11 protein-coding genes are annotated in these 16,215 nt (G+C 52.9%); 1 reads left to right on the forward strand and 10 read right to left on the reverse strand.

The window, feature by feature from the left end:
- Positions 1 to 13 precede the first annotated feature (13 nt).
- A complete protein-coding gene (locus F624_RS34255; protein WP_084679610.1) occupies positions 14 to 895 on the reverse strand; it encodes a tetratricopeptide repeat protein in 882 nt (293 codons plus the stop codon).
- 203 nt (positions 896 to 1,098) lie between these two features.
- Here F624_RS34255 and F624_RS34970 point away from each other — a divergent pair, with 203 nt between their 5' ends.
- Positions 1,099 to 1,335: a hypothetical protein gene (locus F624_RS34970; RefSeq protein WP_157443577.1), complete on the forward strand. Its 237-nt coding sequence runs from the start codon at positions 1,099 to 1,101 to the stop codon at positions 1,333 to 1,335.
- 60 nt (positions 1,336 to 1,395) lie between these two features.
- On the opposite strand, the gene F624_RS34260 is transcribed toward F624_RS34970, so the two are convergent.
- The 9 genes from F624_RS34260 to F624_RS0122860 form a co-directional block, all read right to left on the reverse strand.
- Positions 1,396 to 4,884 carry a conjugal transfer protein TraG N-terminal domain-containing protein gene (locus F624_RS34260; RefSeq protein WP_084679627.1) on the reverse strand — a complete coding sequence of 1,163 codons (3,489 nt, stop codon included), beginning with the start codon at positions 4,882 to 4,884 and terminating at the stop codon, positions 1,396 to 1,398.
- Positions 4,885 to 5,173: 289 nt separating this feature from the next.
- Positions 5,174 to 6,412 carry a conjugal transfer protein TraH gene (locus F624_RS34265; protein ID WP_084679611.1) on the reverse strand — a complete coding sequence of 413 codons (1,239 nt, stop codon included), beginning with the start codon at positions 6,410 to 6,412 and terminating at the stop codon, positions 5,174 to 5,176.
- Between the two features lie 2 nt (positions 6,413 to 6,414).
- Positions 6,415 to 7,413 (reverse strand): conjugal transfer protein TraF, encoded by a 999-nt coding sequence (traF, locus tag F624_RS0122825; protein ID WP_245573712.1) that lies wholly within the window; start codon positions 7,411 to 7,413, stop codon positions 6,415 to 6,417.
- Positions 7,385 to 8,344, reverse strand: coding sequence for a hypothetical protein (locus F624_RS0122830; protein ID WP_157443579.1), 960 nt, complete (start codon positions 8,342 to 8,344; stop codon positions 7,385 to 7,387). Before F624_RS0122830 ends, traF begins: the two co-directional genes overlap by 29 nt.
- A 520-nt stretch (positions 8,345 to 8,864) precedes the next feature.
- Positions 8,865 to 12,866, reverse strand: coding sequence for a conjugal transfer protein TraN (gene traN / locus F624_RS0122840; protein WP_157443580.1), 4,002 nt, complete (start codon positions 12,864 to 12,866; stop codon positions 8,865 to 8,867).
- Between the two features lie 8 nt (positions 12,867 to 12,874).
- Complete coding sequence (locus tag F624_RS0122845; protein ID WP_019576692.1) at positions 12,875 to 14,038, reverse strand: TraU family protein; 1,164 nt, start codon at positions 14,036 to 14,038, stop codon at positions 12,875 to 12,877.
- Positions 14,035 to 15,237 (reverse strand): TrbC family F-type conjugative pilus assembly protein, encoded by a 1,203-nt coding sequence (locus F624_RS0122850; RefSeq protein ID WP_245573713.1) that lies wholly within the window; start codon positions 15,235 to 15,237, stop codon positions 14,035 to 14,037. Before F624_RS0122850 ends, F624_RS0122845 begins: the two co-directional genes overlap by 4 nt.
- Entirely contained in the window at positions 15,200 to 15,685 is a 486-nt protein-coding gene (gene lepB, locus F624_RS0122855) for a signal peptidase I (protein ID WP_019576694.1), read from the reverse strand. Before lepB ends, F624_RS0122850 begins: the two co-directional genes overlap by 38 nt.
- Positions 15,686 to 15,765: 80 nt before the next feature.
- Positions 15,766 to 16,164, reverse strand: a complete 399-nt coding sequence (locus F624_RS0122860) for a TrbI F-type domain-containing protein (protein WP_019576695.1) — start codon at positions 16,162 to 16,164, stop codon at positions 15,766 to 15,768.
- Positions 16,165 to 16,215: the final 51 nt, after the last annotated feature.

Here is a 16,215-nt window from a genome sequence, read left to right on the forward strand (position 1 = left end):
TTCCTGCCTTGAATTATTTATTCAAATCTGAGTTTGAAGATTTGGAAAGCATTGATGCTGCACTTTGGCTTCCAAGCCTGGCCGCTTTCAAATAGAAGTATTTTGCTTCCTCTGGATCCTTAGTAGCACCTTGACCATTCTCAAGTAGCCAGGCATAGGCAACCATACCGTCAACATTTCCAGAAATTGCAGACTTGTGATACCAATGAACAGCAGCAAGTTCATCCCTGACTCCGTGAATCCCTTTTGAAAAATAATACCCAACCGCATTCATTGCACTGGGATTACCCTCCATAGCTGCCTGGTAATACAGCTTGAATGCCTCCATGACATTTTTTGAAAGACCCAGCCCCCCTCTTTCATACTGTTCAGCAAGAATAAAGGTGGCCTCAGTAATAGACCTTTCCCGAGCCTGCCCAATAAGATCCAACGCTGCCGATGAATCCCCAGCATCAATACTGCGACGTATCAAGAGGAGCAATGCCCGGTTGTTCCCACATTCCATTGAGTTTTTTGCCCAAAAGTCACCATCTTTCGGAAACCCCCTCGCGTAGAAGATCTCGGCAATGCGAACCATTGCCTCAGGATCGCCATACTGGGCACCCATCCAATACATATGGCGCGTCATGAACGGGCTGGGTGCAACCCCGCGACCCTGCTCATACATGTTGCCCATGAATGTGAACGCACCACCGCTACCCTTGTCTGAGGCGGAGAGCATGGCTCCGTAAGCCTTGACGGGATGGTTTGTGGAAAGAAGTGCGTTTGCCTTTGCAATCTCAGAGGCGGAGAGGTTCGCAGAACACAGCTCAGCCTGAGCTTGTCCTGAGAGGAGAAAGACAGCGCTGATCAGAAGGAGCTTCTTGACGACTGCGCGGTTGATCGAGGGTGACATAGGGATGATCTGGGTGGGGACTCCCTAAGGATGCTATCGGCTCATCCTTCATTTTTTGGGCCGAAAGACTGCGTTAGACATCGCCATTCAAGGAAAGAAAGAGTACCAATTGCACCCTCACCATTTCCAATTTTCGGAAAAATAGAAATTAATATTGCAAAGAAATCGGACAGAGATTATAATAAATCAAAGAGGAAAATACCATGATTGAAGTCATTTCAATATTCGGATTCATTGCAGCCGCCTTCATTGCATCGGTCGGGCTCGATAAGCTTTCCGGATTCTTTTCTCGCCATTACGCCGAATTAGTATCAAAGGCGGATGCCAAAAAATCAAATACCACCACCAACGACAGTAGCGATATAAGGAAAGTACGCTTCTACTCTGGTCTTCCGAGCGAACAAGGTAAGGCAAATATGTTTGACGATGAACACATCTAAAATATATCTATTTACTCAGCTTGAGCCCCATACAAAATAACGGCCCCTCGGGGCCGTTATTTAATTGGGCTTCTGTATTATTGGTTTTGATGATGCAGTCGAAGAGGGCGACATTGCATTCGGCTTTCCTACCTGAGTTGCCTGTTGACCATCACCAGATGATCCAGATGATGGAACTGTGACAAATTGAGCCACGCTGCCTGCACTACCAAGCCCTAAGTCGCTGGCCTTTCCCAGGACTTGCGCTAACTCGGTAGTTACCGGGGCACTGACGTTGAGTGCACCTTGCATGAGGCCTAGAGAAACACTTGAACCTGACGCTGTAGATGCTGAAGGGCTATGTGAGCTTGAAGCAGGTGGAACGCTATTCGGCCCGCGAGCATCTTCTGACCGAGCGATTGGCACATTTGCACCCGTGGTGTTTTTAATATATGAAGCTGCATCATCAGGTTGAGGATTGATTTTAGCCTGGCCATCAACCCCTCTTCTTTGCGCCTCGATCAACTCGGGATACGTATTCTTGCCTTCTGGATGCGCACGCTCAAATGAGGACCGTGCTGCAGCCTGCTCTTCAGGCATTCCTACATTACCACTAGCGGCTGATCCGATATTTCTTTGAGCAGTGTTAGCACCACTATCAATGAGCTTGCCGACTCCGCTCTGGACCGCAGCAACATTCTTATTGGAAAGCCCGGAATCGACGCGTGAAACAGCATTACCCACCCCAGAGGAGACTTCACCCTTCTGGGCCATGATTGCCTTGCTGACATCAGCAGACAAGTTGGCTGCCTTTGCAGCGGCACCCAGCGACTGAGTAAGGTCTCCAAGACCAGCTGCTTTAGCCATATGTGCCATGCCGTTAAGGGCATCGATGCGTTGATTCATATCTCCACTACCACTTTGCTGGGATAATGTTCGCCAAGCAGCGGCTGCAGCTAATTGATCTTTATTCGCTCCAGATCCAAATGACTGAGCAAGTTTTTGATACTCAGAGGACATTGCAGATTCGAACTGCGACCGTTTAGCTGGATCGATAGCGCTACCCAATGCGTCCATCACGCGAGCTTGTGCTTCATTTTGATTGACAGAGTTACGACCACCATTTGCCATTTGGGTTGCATCACCCCAGTTCTGAACTACATCTGAGCCTTTAATTTTTACGCCTGCCTCTCCAGAAGCAGTGTTGGAAGCGGATGTTGACATCTTGTCCGAGTCATCCAAGCTCTTCATCTGTGAAGCAAGTTTCGTAAGATTATCTGAAATTGATTTAGCACGTTGCCCCGTATTGGAGTAATTGCCACCCTCACCGCCACTAAAGCCTGCACTCGCAGTCTTACCATCTTTAGAGGCGAATGTTTCACCTTGTTGCTGTGCATTCTTTTTCTCAGCGCTCATTCCACCAGCAAGCTTTACATTCTGAGAATCAGCAGTTTCAGTGGCAAGAAATCCAGAAAGAGTTGCCCCCAACTTGATACCAGCTGCGGCAGCAACCGCACTTGCGGCTTGGCCTGCTGCAAAACCACCTGCTACAGCAGCAGGCCCGGCACCCAGGCCGCCAGCAAGCGCACCACTCAAACTTGGAATAGCTTTCAATGCATCAGCTTGCAAACTAACTGCTGCTTGCCCACCTTTCGTTGCTTTGGTCGTTCTATCTTGTGCTGAATCTAAAGAAAACTTTTGTCCATTTATCGACATAGAGTTATCAGAGGCGTTGTAGCTCGCGTCGTACCCCTGATTTCTCATATAAGACTGGAGCTTCTCTCCGTGTTTTGAAAGGCCACCCGACTCAATCATGCTAGATAAGTCGGAGAGGCTTTGTTGCGCAGACTTGGCAATTTGATTTCTTGTAGCCGCATTTGCTTCATGTGTAGCAGATTGGGCCATAGATACCCCGCCACCAGAACTCAATTCAGCAAGACCACCAATATTCGCGCCAACATCTGCACGTGGGCCGGAACTACCGTCTGCCATACCTCCTGAGACAAAATTTGAGGCTGACATAAGCCCAGCTTGTTGACCCATGATTGGACTCCCTCCAGCACCCTTACCGCCAATCAAACCACCGCTACCGGAACCACTAGAACCCCCTCCTTGCAGATCAGATCCACCACCACTCGGCATGGCCTTACCAATCATGTTGCTCATCGCGAACATGGAACCGCTCAAGATGGCGAACATTAAATAAGGAGCATTTTGAATCATGTTTCCCGCTGCAATCGTCGTAGTCATAACGTGTTGCATCATGGTTGACATGTATTCAGGAGTTATCGAACTTGAAGTTTGAATTACGCCAAAACTAGGTGGAGCAATGCTAAGTAATTCGCGCTGGTACCAAGCTGTCACAATTGCCATCATGGGAATCCAACTTTGGGTCCACAACCCAAAAAGCGCATAGCTCCCAGCGACTTTGAGCCCTGTTGATGGATTAGCAATCACAACGAACATAACGATCGGTGTACAAGCAACAAATATAAAGAAGAGCACATCCATGAATTTAGGGGCGGCTGTACTCATTAACATGGCTTGGTTTGCTTCGGTCTTTGCCCATGCAAAGAGATTTGCGTCGCGCCGCGCGGCGATCAAGGTATCAATAGGCGAGTCTGCATTCTCCTGGAAGGCATCGGCCACAGAGTAAGCCATGACATTGAACAATGCCAACTCATCAACTCTAGTTGAGGAATCAGTCAACATGTTCACCATGTTCAACGCCTGATTCAAATCAATCTGACCAGAAGCACGGGTGGCCGTTTTATTATTGACGATCATTGCCCTCTGTGCGAGATCGGTCAAATTATCATTGATTGCGGCCTGTGTTCCAGAAATCACCTGACCTTCATAGCCGGCAATGAAGGCTCTTGCTTCATCGCATGATGCTGAACGACCACCACCGCCACCCGAAAGGTAGGGATTAGTTGAGTCGTAGATGATGGTGCTACCTTGTTGAGTGAAGGTGGCAGCAATGTCAGAGAATACATGGTTCGACTTCGCGAAGGTAGTATTGTTAGAGCTTGTAAGCGATGGGCCTGCACAATAACGAACACCAAGCCTCAATGTTTCAACTATATCTCGGGGGAGACAAGCTAATGGTGTCTGAGCACAAGCAGTAAAGGAAAGCAGGACGCGAGCAGGGGCAAATGGATTCACATCTCCTGATACTGTCAAATAGTTTCCATCCGTGTTGACCATGACCGTTTCGATTTTTTGTGTCATGTACATCGCAAATGCACCAGCCATCGTCGCAGGGAGCGCTATGGCATATGGAACGCCATCAACCACCCTCGGAGGAGCGGAGTTATCGAACTGCTCTATTTGCACTGTAGCTTTGGGAATGAACATCACCCATACGACTAAAAGTTGCAGGAGCATCACGTCCAGTCGAAGCTTCTGCGATGAGACAGACTGAGCCAGGATGACAATTAGCGAGATGATTAGACCCGTCTTAATGGCTCCTGCAACCCAAGAGTCCTGGCCAAAAAACATGGCCATAGAGGTCATAGCACTGCCGATCACCATCGGATCGGACACGGTGTAGATGGTAAATGTGCTCATTTCAATACCTGACTCTATTAATCGCGCTCGCGGGATGTAGCTCCGCGTAATTTCGAGGACGTTATTCTCTGATTGATAACAACAGAGTCATAAATCCCCTTCAGCATATTGCTGGCTTCCGCAGGGTCAGGCTTGTACTTCATCAACATTTGAGCTTTGGAGTTCAGCTCATTCGCATAACTCTCAGGCATGTTTGCCTTTGTCTGCGCATTGAATGCAGCATTGCCGGTTGACAACAATTCAATTCCCAACTGATATGAAAAGTACCTTGGAAGAAATTGCCCCAAAATTACGCCAATCTGTTCGGCAGCACCGGGGATCTTCTGGACTTCCAGCAAATACGGCATGATGGGGAATGGCGACAGATTAAGAATCTGCTGCGACCTAGCATCAAGCTGATTACCGCTCCCCAACGGACGTTTGTTGGCAAATGAGCCAATAATTGAATTGTCCGTCCACGTTGATCGCGTCTCTGGCGTTGTCGTCCCATATAGCGCATTGTTAATTGTGTCCTGGACGCCCCCCATTCAGAATAGGGAATGGTTCTTGGCTGGATCTTGTCGCAGCCATCGGACTCATTGAGGCATTCGTAAACTTGGAGTCCACCGGCAGTCGTTCCTCGTGGATTGAATACTTGGTCCCACACTGTGATTGTCTTTGTGAATGGCAATGAAGGCAGGTCACAGCCGATATCAGACGCTCCGTCGTCACATTTAGCGCCGTCATCCTTTGCGCGCATGACATTGGTGCCAAATAAACCCATCACCATCTGGATTGCATCCCGTTCTGTCATGAAAGCACGCAACGTATTGGCACCGGACTGCATGGTTTGCTTCGCTGCCTTGTAGACGATGTTTCCCAACATCGGATTCATATCCTTACCATTCGGACTACCGCCTGTTGCTGTCTCGGTTGACGTTTGAGTCTGTGCCCTGCTATTGCTTGAATACCAATCAGAGGCACGATTGGTAACGTTCGACATAGCCTGTCCAAATCGGCTGGCCTGCTCTTTCAACTTATCCTCAAGATTTCCTGAGTACATCGCAGTTGCAATTGCGCAGGTATTTTTGGCCATTGCGTTCAACGAATTCATTGCATCGGACAAGCTATCGATGATCTCAGCGCAGGGCGCACACATCCCCTTGATTGCCGCCTTGATTGCAAAGCCTGTTGCGTTTGCTGCGATCGAGCGTATCAACTGCTCAAACTGAGCGCCGTTGATGAAACTAAACGAGCCAAAGGTCATGTCAATCCCACCACATCCTGCATCGATTCTCGGTGGTGAAAACTGCAAGACACTGATGCTGGAGCCGGGACTGCGGAGTGATATTGCCCCGCCGTATACACCCATCAATCTCTGAGAGTTGTAAACCTGCGGATCAGTAGAGGTTGAAATGAACATTGAGTTCATCGCCTCCTTCAGACCCGCTTCAGCCGGACTGGGCCGAATAAAAAACAATGTGGTAAACAGTACAAGGCTAAGAATTCGGGCATTCGACAACACAGGACGAATAATTTGGGCAGTCATTATTAATACCTCTTCTGAATCCGCTCTTGCGTACCTGGAACAATTGATTTGGGGTCTTTCTGTATGGACTCCCCAATTTCTCGAATATCTTCGGGTGTAAGAATTCCCCGCTCTTCAGGAAACGCTTGCTTGCGAACTTCACCAGTGATCAACCCTGCAGCATCCCCAGCGACCAGAATTCGTTCCTCAAGCAGATCCTGTGACAGCATCCCCTGGGTGAGCACGGTGACCTTCTCAGGCGGGATTACCAGAGCTACTGCTGGGCGCACCTGGATCTTCAGGTTGCGGCCCTGCCCCATGTCTTTGCGAACCTCGTCGGCACCGAGCATCCACGAGGGCCGGTTTCCATCAGGCGTGATGTAGACCACCTCGATGCCACGTTCCTTCGCTGTACGGGCCACCAACGGATACTGCATCGCGCAATACGGGCACTTGTCATCCAGAAAGACCCAGAGCCCCGCCTTTTTGGCGACTGCGTCTGTGGCCTTCTTCTTCTGCTCGGTCGTCATTCGCATGAACGCGCCGCGCATCGCGCTGGAAAATGGCATGCGATTGGACTCATCCAGCATTGGATCTAGCAATGACTGGCGTTGAAACGTTCTCGTGAAATTACTCGCTTTATCGAGCAATACCCTGGTGGCGTACCGATACGCCTTCACGTTCTCATCAGTTGGATTGTCAATTGCGGTGTTCAGTATTTTCGGGTACTCGGCATTGAACCATTCGACCGATAAAGCCTTGGGCTTTGGCTTCTCCAGTTTGATGATGGTTAGCATTTCTTTTGCAACTTCAACTTTCTTTGGTTCAGGCGCCTTTGGCTCAATAGGCTCGGGCTCCACCTCATACCAGAACCAGCCTTCCTCTTTACCCCTCAGAAAGCTTCCAGGCGAGTTGATAGAATTTCCTTGCGCCACAGCAAATGAAGACAAACAGAGGAGGAATACTCCTATTAGATAATTTGAGATTCTCATTTCACTCAACGCAAAGGTCGGAATATTCAAGGGTGTGCTTCACCTGCATGGTGTTTCTCATCCCGGCCTCAACGGATTCGTCAAGACGCTTTTCCATCTCAGCAGGTAGCTTCTTAATGCGGGTATTCAGAGCGCCAGCCATATCGCCAATCTCTTCTGACGCACCCATCTTTGCCGCCATCCGCCAGTGGTACTGGGCCATGAACCCGTGGGTGTCCGGATACCACCTCGCTGAATAGGCATCCCCGGCAAGCAACATGATTTCAGGGGACTGCCATTTCCACCGATTGATCATCATCCGCATCTCTTGGAGAACGACCCCACGCTCACCCTCAGGCAACTTTGGCACCGAGCGCATCAGCAGGCGCATGTAGTGGTAGGCGCCTGGCACGTAGGCGTTTCTAGCTGATGCTCGATAGTGGATGAATGCCTGCTTCTCGTCAGCTTTGCCCGCAATGCCGGATTCCAGCAAGCGACCAGCGATGTAGTGCGAGTACCCGCCGATGATCCCCCGCGAGTTCATGGCTGATGCCCCACTTTTCTGCAGCACATCCAAGATGGCCTTTGCGTCGGTTTGGGAGGCTCCGCTTGGATCCCTCTGGTACAGCATCAACGCCGCATTCCATCCGGCTTCTGCTGATTTGGCCGCCTTGGCGTACATGCGATAGGCCAAATTCGTGTCCTGGGGGTAACCAAACAGGCCTTTGCGCGCAACGTCGGCCCGCGCCCTCAACATGTTCACATCTTCATGCTTGAGCTTTCCAGTGACCGTTTCAATGGCCTTTTTCTGCGCAGCACGATCCTTACTGGTATTTGCCTGCGCCAGCAGGATGCATGCATTCAACCTAGAGTTGTCTTGGACCGATTCCTTGATCGCCTGGACGACCTGATCGCCATCCTCTGCAGCCGCAGTTGAAATACAAATAATTGCGCCAAGGACGACCGTAAGCGCTCGTGACATCCGCATTTCGTTAACCTCGAATCACGGGGTCACTTTTGGGGGCGACTGCTTCGATACGAACCTCATCGGGCGGTGGGACCAGCAGACTCGATAGGCGGGCCTGCTCTTCCAAATCCTCAGGCGAGCCAGCAAAAGTCACTTTTCTGGCCATTGAAGCTCCACCAGAGGATCCAGAGGGGCGTGAGGCTCCCTGCGCTTTCGTGCCCTCGCGCCTTTGCCCCTCGGGCTTGGAGGATGAAACCAAGATGACAGCGATGACAGTGCAGATGAGTGCACCACCAACCAGTGGGTAGCTCGGGTCCATGTCACCCCCCTTTCCGGCACGTTGCAACGGAATCCAAGGAGTGACAATGGTTGAATGCGTAGGTCATAGGGCTTGCGTAGAAGAGCCCTCTATGAGGGCGAAATGCAAGACCTATGGTACGAATGAGGGGCTTATTTTTTCCCCCGAAAGACTTCCTAAATGATGGCCTTTCGGGGAAATGATCGAATCATCCAACTCGTGCTGACTGAAGCCCGATCAAGGTGGGGTTGTATCGCAACCAGGATACGTGAAAGGCATTTTCTTCTTGTTCTGGTCGTAGCACTGCTCTGACACATCATCCTTCAACGCGTGGTTGTATTCGATAACCTTGTCCATATTGTCTGACATCACCTGCGCTGATTTGACTGCCGGCACTTTGTTGTCATACTGACTCGCGGCATCAGGCGTTCTCGTAATGGCCATGGATGACTGAATAGTGTTCTTCGAAATCCCGTAATTTGTTCTCGGATCGGCTGTATTCAACATACCTCCCTCGATTAGAACGTCAGTCCACTCGGTCAAATCGACCTTAGACCAATCGACGGCGGCCAACTCCAGGGCTGAGAACCCACCACAATTCACATCACACCCGCCAAGCGAGGAAACATTCCCGAACAGGCCACGACCAGTTCGGAATCCAAATGGTCTATTTCCTGTCAAGTTCTTGGTCATGATTTGCGTGCTAATGATTCTCGAAACAATCGATTTGTAGCAGCAATAAAGTTGACGCTTTTCAACACATCCAATCAAGAATACCTTTTTTGAACAACAGGACCCGACTTCTGTACATAGTCGCCACTTGTCATTCATACCCCATTCAAACTCCTCTTGTTTGCAAGCGAAGATGATGTGGCCGATGATCTTCGCGATCGAGTAGACCATCATGACTGTTTGAAAACCCTCAAGGAAGGGCGTCAGTTCGAGTTGGCCTGCGGCTCCACCAGGAACTTGCTGGAAAATCATCCCCGACAGTTCATCCCCGCCAATCTTCTGCAGGACATCGTTCAACCCGCTGTACAGCGTCTGCTCGAAGTTCTTGATCATCTCCCCAATCGCGCCTGACTTCGCGCCAGCATCGGGGGCCAGGCGCGCTATATCTGATTGAGCATCCATACCGAAGAGACCATCAAAGCCAGCTCGGAATGGGGACGTGATGTTCTGGGTCACCCAGCCAGAGGCTGATTGATAGAGGTCCGTGACCGGCGCTGAGATCTCCCCCAATGAGTGGGATATGCCGTTGTAGACATCGCTGTTGGCCAGGGCCTGGCGGACTGGGCCTGAGCGGATCAACTTGTTCAAACCGATCATGGCTGACATGTAGTCCATCCAGTTCGGGGCATCAGATGCGCCTTTTCTGGCTTCCTTGCAGCAGTTTGGAGTAATCCCGATCGAGGAACCAATGGGGATCTTGCAGTACATAGCCTTTCCGCCAAAGATGTATGGGGTGCACGCTTGATCCACACTGGTGGGCACCTCACCGGTCTCGGCGCAGACCATTTCGCTCACCATCTGATTGACCGCTTCCATTGCGGATGCTGACTTTGCAAAATCGACTGAGCCGGTGCCAGACAGATTGGGTCTGTGGCATTCCGTGCCCAGGCAACGCATCGCCCCAGAACACGAGTCCCCCTGTTCCTCCACGACAACTGGGATCTGCACGTTCTTGGTGATGCCACAGTCGTATGCAATGGAAGGGTTGTAGCACTGGCCGGTGAAAAGACCCTTGAACCGGTTATCGCATTCGTCATGGGCGGTATCACGCCGGCACGACGGGGATGTTTCAAGCGGAACATCGTTTTGGTCTGTGGTCACATTGCAATCTGTCGCCCACTTCTGGCCATCCCGCATGAACTGACGCAGGCCTCCTGATGAGACATCCATGGTCGCGCAACTCGTGAAGGGCTGCGCATCGGCCTGCCAGCACATCTGGTCATCCAACATACTGATCGGAGGTCCATTCGGACTTGGGTCAGCGCTCACGCCATCTTGGTAGTCGGTGGGAACAATGGCCGAGCCGTCAGTACCCCACTTCTTGAGCAAATCCACAATGCCATGGTTTGGCAGGCCTGGGCCGAATGTCACGTCCCCAACTGTCCGTGTCGCTGCGGTATCGGTACAGGACAACTTGGCGCCCTGGCAGTACCCGTCAGCTGCGTACTGCATGTAACGTTGACACCCCGCAAACTCGTTGATCGTGATGCTGTAGACCTTTGCCATTAGACGGACCTCGTGGAGAGTTCCATCACCTACAAGCGTGCCTGTAGGGGTCCAAGAGCCCACCGAGGTTCCGTAGTCCGTGAAGTTGCCCGTAGCGCCGCCTTGGGGGTACACACCGTTGACCACAAACAACTTCGGGTCGCCTCCCATGGGGATGTGTTGATACTCAACGTAGGTTCCTTCCGAGGAGCCGCGCGGATCGTCAGGCAACTTCTCAGTCGAGCAGTTGCTGCCAGCAGGACAGGTAGCAGCGCCCATGATGGAAAAGTCGGTTCGCAGCGAACCTGAGACGTTGATCGGCACCTTGCTGTATGTGTACAGAGGGTAGCCCTGCGCATCCACCACCTGCTTGTTGGTCTTGGGGTCCATGATCGCAACCTTGACCTTGTTGAAGGCCTGGACGGTCATGTAATTTTGCTCACCCACATAGCTGAGGCCGAAACTTCGCTTGATCCCCTGGCAACCATCCGGGAACGGATTGACCAACGTTTCCGAGCACATCTGGATGTCGGGGATGCCGTAACTTCCACCCTGAACTTGCTCGATGTGCGATACCGAGTCTCGCCGGCATGAACCGATCAACTCTTTCGCCTTGTCACTGTTGGTCGCATTCACGCCACGGATCACGCCAGCTCGAATGGCCAGGTCTGTTGAGTAGTCCTTTCGCTGAGCGTTCGCCACCGATTGGTCGTTCACGTCCTTGCCATAGCGATCAGGGCTGGGATTGGCTGTGTCGTTGTACATGTTGACCACGTTCGCACCAGGATTCCCAGGACACCACCTGATGAGGTCGCCGTCGATCGAGGAAACCTCACATTGCTGAGGCGGGTCAGATGCACAGGGCACACCGTCTGCAGGAGCCGAATACGTGACCTGTGTCTGATAGAGATCTGCCGACAGGTAGACGGCGGTCACACCCAACGGGATCGAATACCCGATCGCGGGCTTCCATCCATCACTGGGAGTACCGAAGCTGGCGATGGCATTGGGAATGCGCTGAATTGCCCCACCAGTCGAGATCCCGAGGACATGGTTGTAGGTGAAATAGTTTCGGCTCTTGGGCTGGGTAAATGGGGTGTATGTGTACCGAATGGCATAGGTGTCATCCACCTGCTTCCAGATCACATTGCTGGTGCCGCCCAATGTCTGGTACTGGAGATCAACAGACCCGCGCTTGTAGGTGCTTGGTGTGGTGATGGTCTGATACTGCACCGGATTGGTATTCGGAATGGCCACCTTCTGGATGTCAAAAAATTCGACTTTCAGAATGCGGTGATCAGCAGATCCAGGCGCCAGCTCAATGGTCTGACGCGACTGCATCACGAAATCGGTTCTGCGACACCCATCGTGTCGAAGGTTGCGCCGGTTCTGCGCCGCAACGGCTTCCATTTGCTCCGGATTGCTATACAGAGAGGATCCGAGTTGGCGTAGTTCATACCCCTTCTTTGGGGAGTATCCAGGCATGACTTCAGTGATGTTCACCCGAGTCCCTGAAGTTTGATTGACACCGGGTTCTACGCGTTGGTCATTGAGTTGATTGTTCGCAGCATCGACGCGACCGTACGTCTGCTGCGCAATACCGTTTGCGCTTTGGGCACTGTTCACCATTTGCTGACGCGTGAGCTGCTGGATCCGGCCTGCGGCCTGTGCAGCACGGGCCGCATCGCCTGGATCATCAACAATTTTGGGCAAACGAACCGGGGTGGTGGTGTCCGATGTCAAGTTGGGGGTCCGCACCGAACCAGCGTCGTACTGGCTTCTCATCAACTTCGCTGCGCGATCGTTCATCAGCTTTGCTGCAGTGTTGTCATCCACTGTGCGCGCTTGCGCTGCCGCCTTGAGCTGGTCATCCGAAGCTGAAATCGGAAGTCCCTGCGCATAGGCAAACATTGACGTGGTGGGAAGACCAAACATGGCCCAGGCCACCATCAAGCGTCCACCAATGATGAGCGCAGGATGACGCGAAAAACCCTGCTCCTCGGTGCGTGTGCTGGATGTCATTGGGTGCTTCAGTTGGGAGTGATGCCAATGCAGCAATCAGTCCATTGGAAAATCAGATAGGAATGGTCCTCACCGGTCGCAGGCACATCACGCCACATGCCCCAACCAGCTGACGAGGCCCCCGTGGCGTGATTGCAAGAGCCAAACCGAGTCGGCGGATTGACCTCACGCACCTGGGAGGTGGTGTCAGCTGGTGGCGCGGCCCCTGGCATCGGGCCGTTCGTCTCAGGCGAAGGTGCAAGGAACTGCCATCGATATGCGTCTTTGCGGATGACGTAGCGAGGGTTTCGCTCGCACATGTTCGACTTGCCAATTGTTTCGTTGAGCAGGCCCAGCCGATGCAGCAAGCTGATGCCCCGCACAGCGGTCAGACTGCTCAACGTCACCGGGTCTTGCTTGGTCTTTTGACTGCCGTAGTAGAAGCCCGTGATGGGGTACATGGGGCCCCAGGCGCCAGCCGTCCAGAACAACTCGTTGATCGGCTTACCTGCAGATGAGCTGACAGCATCGATTGGCAGCGCCACCAGTGATGTCACCCCGGTGAATAGGAGCATCTCCGGATTGATGAATGTTGTGTAGCGGCCAAGGACATCGTTCCAGTTTGGAAACGAGGGGCTGGCCTGCAGCAGGTCGAACTCGGTCATGCCGTCAGGCGGGCACGCCCCATCGTCAATCAATCGCAGCATGTAAATCAGGGGAAAGGAATACAGCACCCAGTTGCCAAAGTAGTCCCCCCGCCCTCCCCGCCCAGAGTTGGTTCCCCCATTGAGAAACTCGACATCTCCGAATGGGAGTTGAACCCCACCAAGAGACGGCATGCAATACGGCTTTCGAGTCACGTCCATGATCTTCGAGGGTGCCCAAAAGCCCAGGGTGAAGCCGATCCGAGGCAATTGCCCCTTGCTCAGATCGCCACCACACTTGCAGAGAATGTCGGTATTTGCGTCCTCTGGCACACCGGACTTCCCGTCCATGAAAGTAGCGCCCATCAATCGAAATGGGAACATCCCGGACCAACACACGTCCTTGAACATCGTTTCCAAGGGGCTGTAGTTGTTGCAGGACAGGTTCTTGGTGACTGAACCATCATCGGCATGGGCCGCATGTGATGAAAGGACCAGGCACAACAGACACGTGGCGCAGAACCGCACGATGAGCTTGAACAAGATCATTTCCCCTTCCCTTCCGGGCTGAAATAGCGAATGCGCAGGTTGCTCGCCTCCTGCTCAACAATGGCTGGTACCGCCTCTACGCCAAAGCGCTCATTCAGGCGCTGGGGCATTGGGTAGATAGGGCGCTTCAAGTACCTGTTCAGGTCTTGCGTGACGGGGGTTCGCGAATCGCTGGGTTGGACACTTCTGCCAACCACAAACAGATCTGCATCCTTGTATTCAGCGCGCTTGAGCCACTGCGCAACCATCTTGATCTGACGAGGGTCGCCAGCGTCGAAGATGATCACAGGCACCTGCAATCGTGCGTAGTCGAGGAGCGCGAAGGTCTGGCCAGCACGAGCAATCAGAACTTCCACCTTACCACCTGGTGCAGGACCAGAGATGTCGTGAGGGGCCGTGAATGTGGGGGTAAACAGGGTCGTGTAGTCCTTGTTGGTCGTGGGCAAGTCGAAGCCGGGTCGCAAGTTCTGTGCGATTCGCCCACGTGCACGTTGAAGCACCGGTTCCCAGTCGTACTTTTTGGCGCGATCTTCGATGACCGCCAGGATGTCTGGCTCAGCGATCGGAAATAGATCACCCTGGACGTACTTGCCACGCTTGCGCGCAATTTCTCTGGCGCCATCAAGGCTGGCCACGCCACGGACCTGGAACCACTTGGTCTCTTGCTTCACCAGGAAGACCGGGACTGCCTCAATGGCGTATGTGCGAAACGCATTGGGATCAACCTCGACCAGCACGTCATCCCGGTAGGGATCGGGAAGCAGCTTGCGAAGCTTGCCCAGAAGAACACCCACCTTCTGGGGTTCAAACCCACGCACCACGAATCGAATACGTTTCACATCCTTTTCGGTGAGGGCCTGCTGGAACAAGGCGCGCAAAACACCATCGGGCATCCCGGTAGAGATGAACACCTGGATGTCGAAGTCGTCTGCACCTGTACCGGCCTCGCCCTTGGGGGCTACGCTTTGCACTCGCTCAGTGACGCCCTTCATCCACGGCTTTTCAGCACCGCCCAGCATCTGGAAGTCCCTGACTGCGCCCTGCCCCTGCTGCTCCCTCAATGCGGGCTCTACGCGGCTCATGGAGGCCTCGCTGGGCACATTGTTCAACCAAGGGGCCTTGTTGGAAGCCTGATCCGCATGCGCGAAAGCCCCGATGAGGCTAAAACAAAGGGATAGCGCTACCGATGATTTGTTCACGTTCAATTGCTCCCCAATACCTGGAATCGAATGACTCTTGTGTGGTGCCCATGAGGAACAGCTGTCCCTCCCGCAAGGTAATGTCCACATCGAAATCGCCGGGCGCCTTTCCCGGGATGCTCTTGGCCAACCACAAACGATCGACATGCTTGCCGTTGATGAACAACTCGGTGCCAGATACCTTCACCTGGTCCCCTGTGACGGCCATGATCTTTTTGACAATGCGATCCCCAGGCCTAGCCCCTATGGCGTAGCCACGATCCGGCATTCGAGCGACGACGTACTCACCGACCTTCGGAGGGCCTGCCATGCCGTTGCGCCACAGATAGACCGTGGTGGGCATGCAAGCTGGCTGACCGATCAGGCGTTGCACATCGAGCCCGATGTGAGCGCCAAGCAACCACAGTCCCAAAACGATGAATCCAAGAGAAACGACGTTGGTGACCATGAACCACTTGACCCAATTGATCAGGCGTAGCTTGATCCTTTGCCAGGGCCGAACTGCTGGCGCGGCGGGCTCCGGAAAAGTCACTTTGCGTCCTTGGACTTGGACGATTCCTCGCTGCGGCGCTCCATGACCCCTTCACTGCGCAACTCTTTGCGGAGCTTGTCCGTGAGGTCTGGAATGTTGGCTGGTGCAGCAAGCACCTGATCGGCGCGCATGACGATCTTCCCCTCGCTTGCCTGGGCGTTGATCTTGTCCATGAGCGCGAGAGTGAACTTCTCTGTTCGGGCCGGCATATCGGAGGCCTCGATGTCACCGTTGCGCACCCGCTCGGTCAATGCCTGCATCTGCTCTTTGACGATGGCGTCGAAGTTGACCGTCACCAGAATGTCCTCAATGGCCAACTTGTCACTCGGTGGCGCAACCCACTTCGGCGAGACGTAGGACATGCCCACGGAAACCAGAGCGGCGATCACCACCATGACCAGAATGTCCACAAAGAAGCCACTGCCTGAACCTCCTACTGCCGCAGG

Origin of the sequence: Curvibacter lanceolatus ATCC 14669, assembly GCF_000381265.1 — a bacterium.
Lineage (GTDB): Bacteria > Pseudomonadota > Gammaproteobacteria > Burkholderiales > Burkholderiaceae_C > Curvibacter > Curvibacter lanceolatus.

Coding starts and splice junctions, on each gene's coding strand:
- F624_RS34255 (WP_084679610.1), bottom strand. CDS start 895: ATGTCACCCTCGATCAACCGCGCAGTCGTCAAGAAGCTCCTTCTGATC.
- F624_RS34970 (WP_157443577.1), top strand. CDS start 1,099: ATGATTGAAGTCATTTCAATATTCGGATTCATTGCAGCCGCCTTCATT.
- F624_RS34260 (WP_084679627.1), bottom strand. CDS start 4,884: ATGAGCACATTTACCATCTACACCGTGTCCGATCCGATGGTGATCGGC.
- F624_RS34265 (WP_084679611.1), bottom strand. CDS start 6,412: ATGACTGCCCAAATTATTCGTCCTGTGTTGTCGAATGCCCGAATTCTT.
- F624_RS0122830 (WP_157443579.1), bottom strand. CDS start 8,344: ATGTCACGAGCGCTTACGGTCGTCCTTGGCGCAATTATTTGTATTTCA.
- traN (WP_157443580.1), bottom strand. CDS start 12,866: ATGACATCCAGCACACGCACCGAGGAGCAGGGTTTTTCGCGTCATCCT.
- F624_RS0122845 (WP_019576692.1), bottom strand. CDS start 14,038: ATGATCTTGTTCAAGCTCATCGTGCGGTTCTGCGCCACGTGTCTGTTG.
- lepB (WP_019576694.1), bottom strand. CDS start 15,685: ATGGTCACCAACGTCGTTTCTCTTGGATTCATCGTTTTGGGACTGTGG.
- F624_RS0122860 (WP_019576695.1), bottom strand. CDS start 16,164: ATGGTGGTGATCGCCGCTCTGGTTTCCGTGGGCATGTCCTACGTCTCG.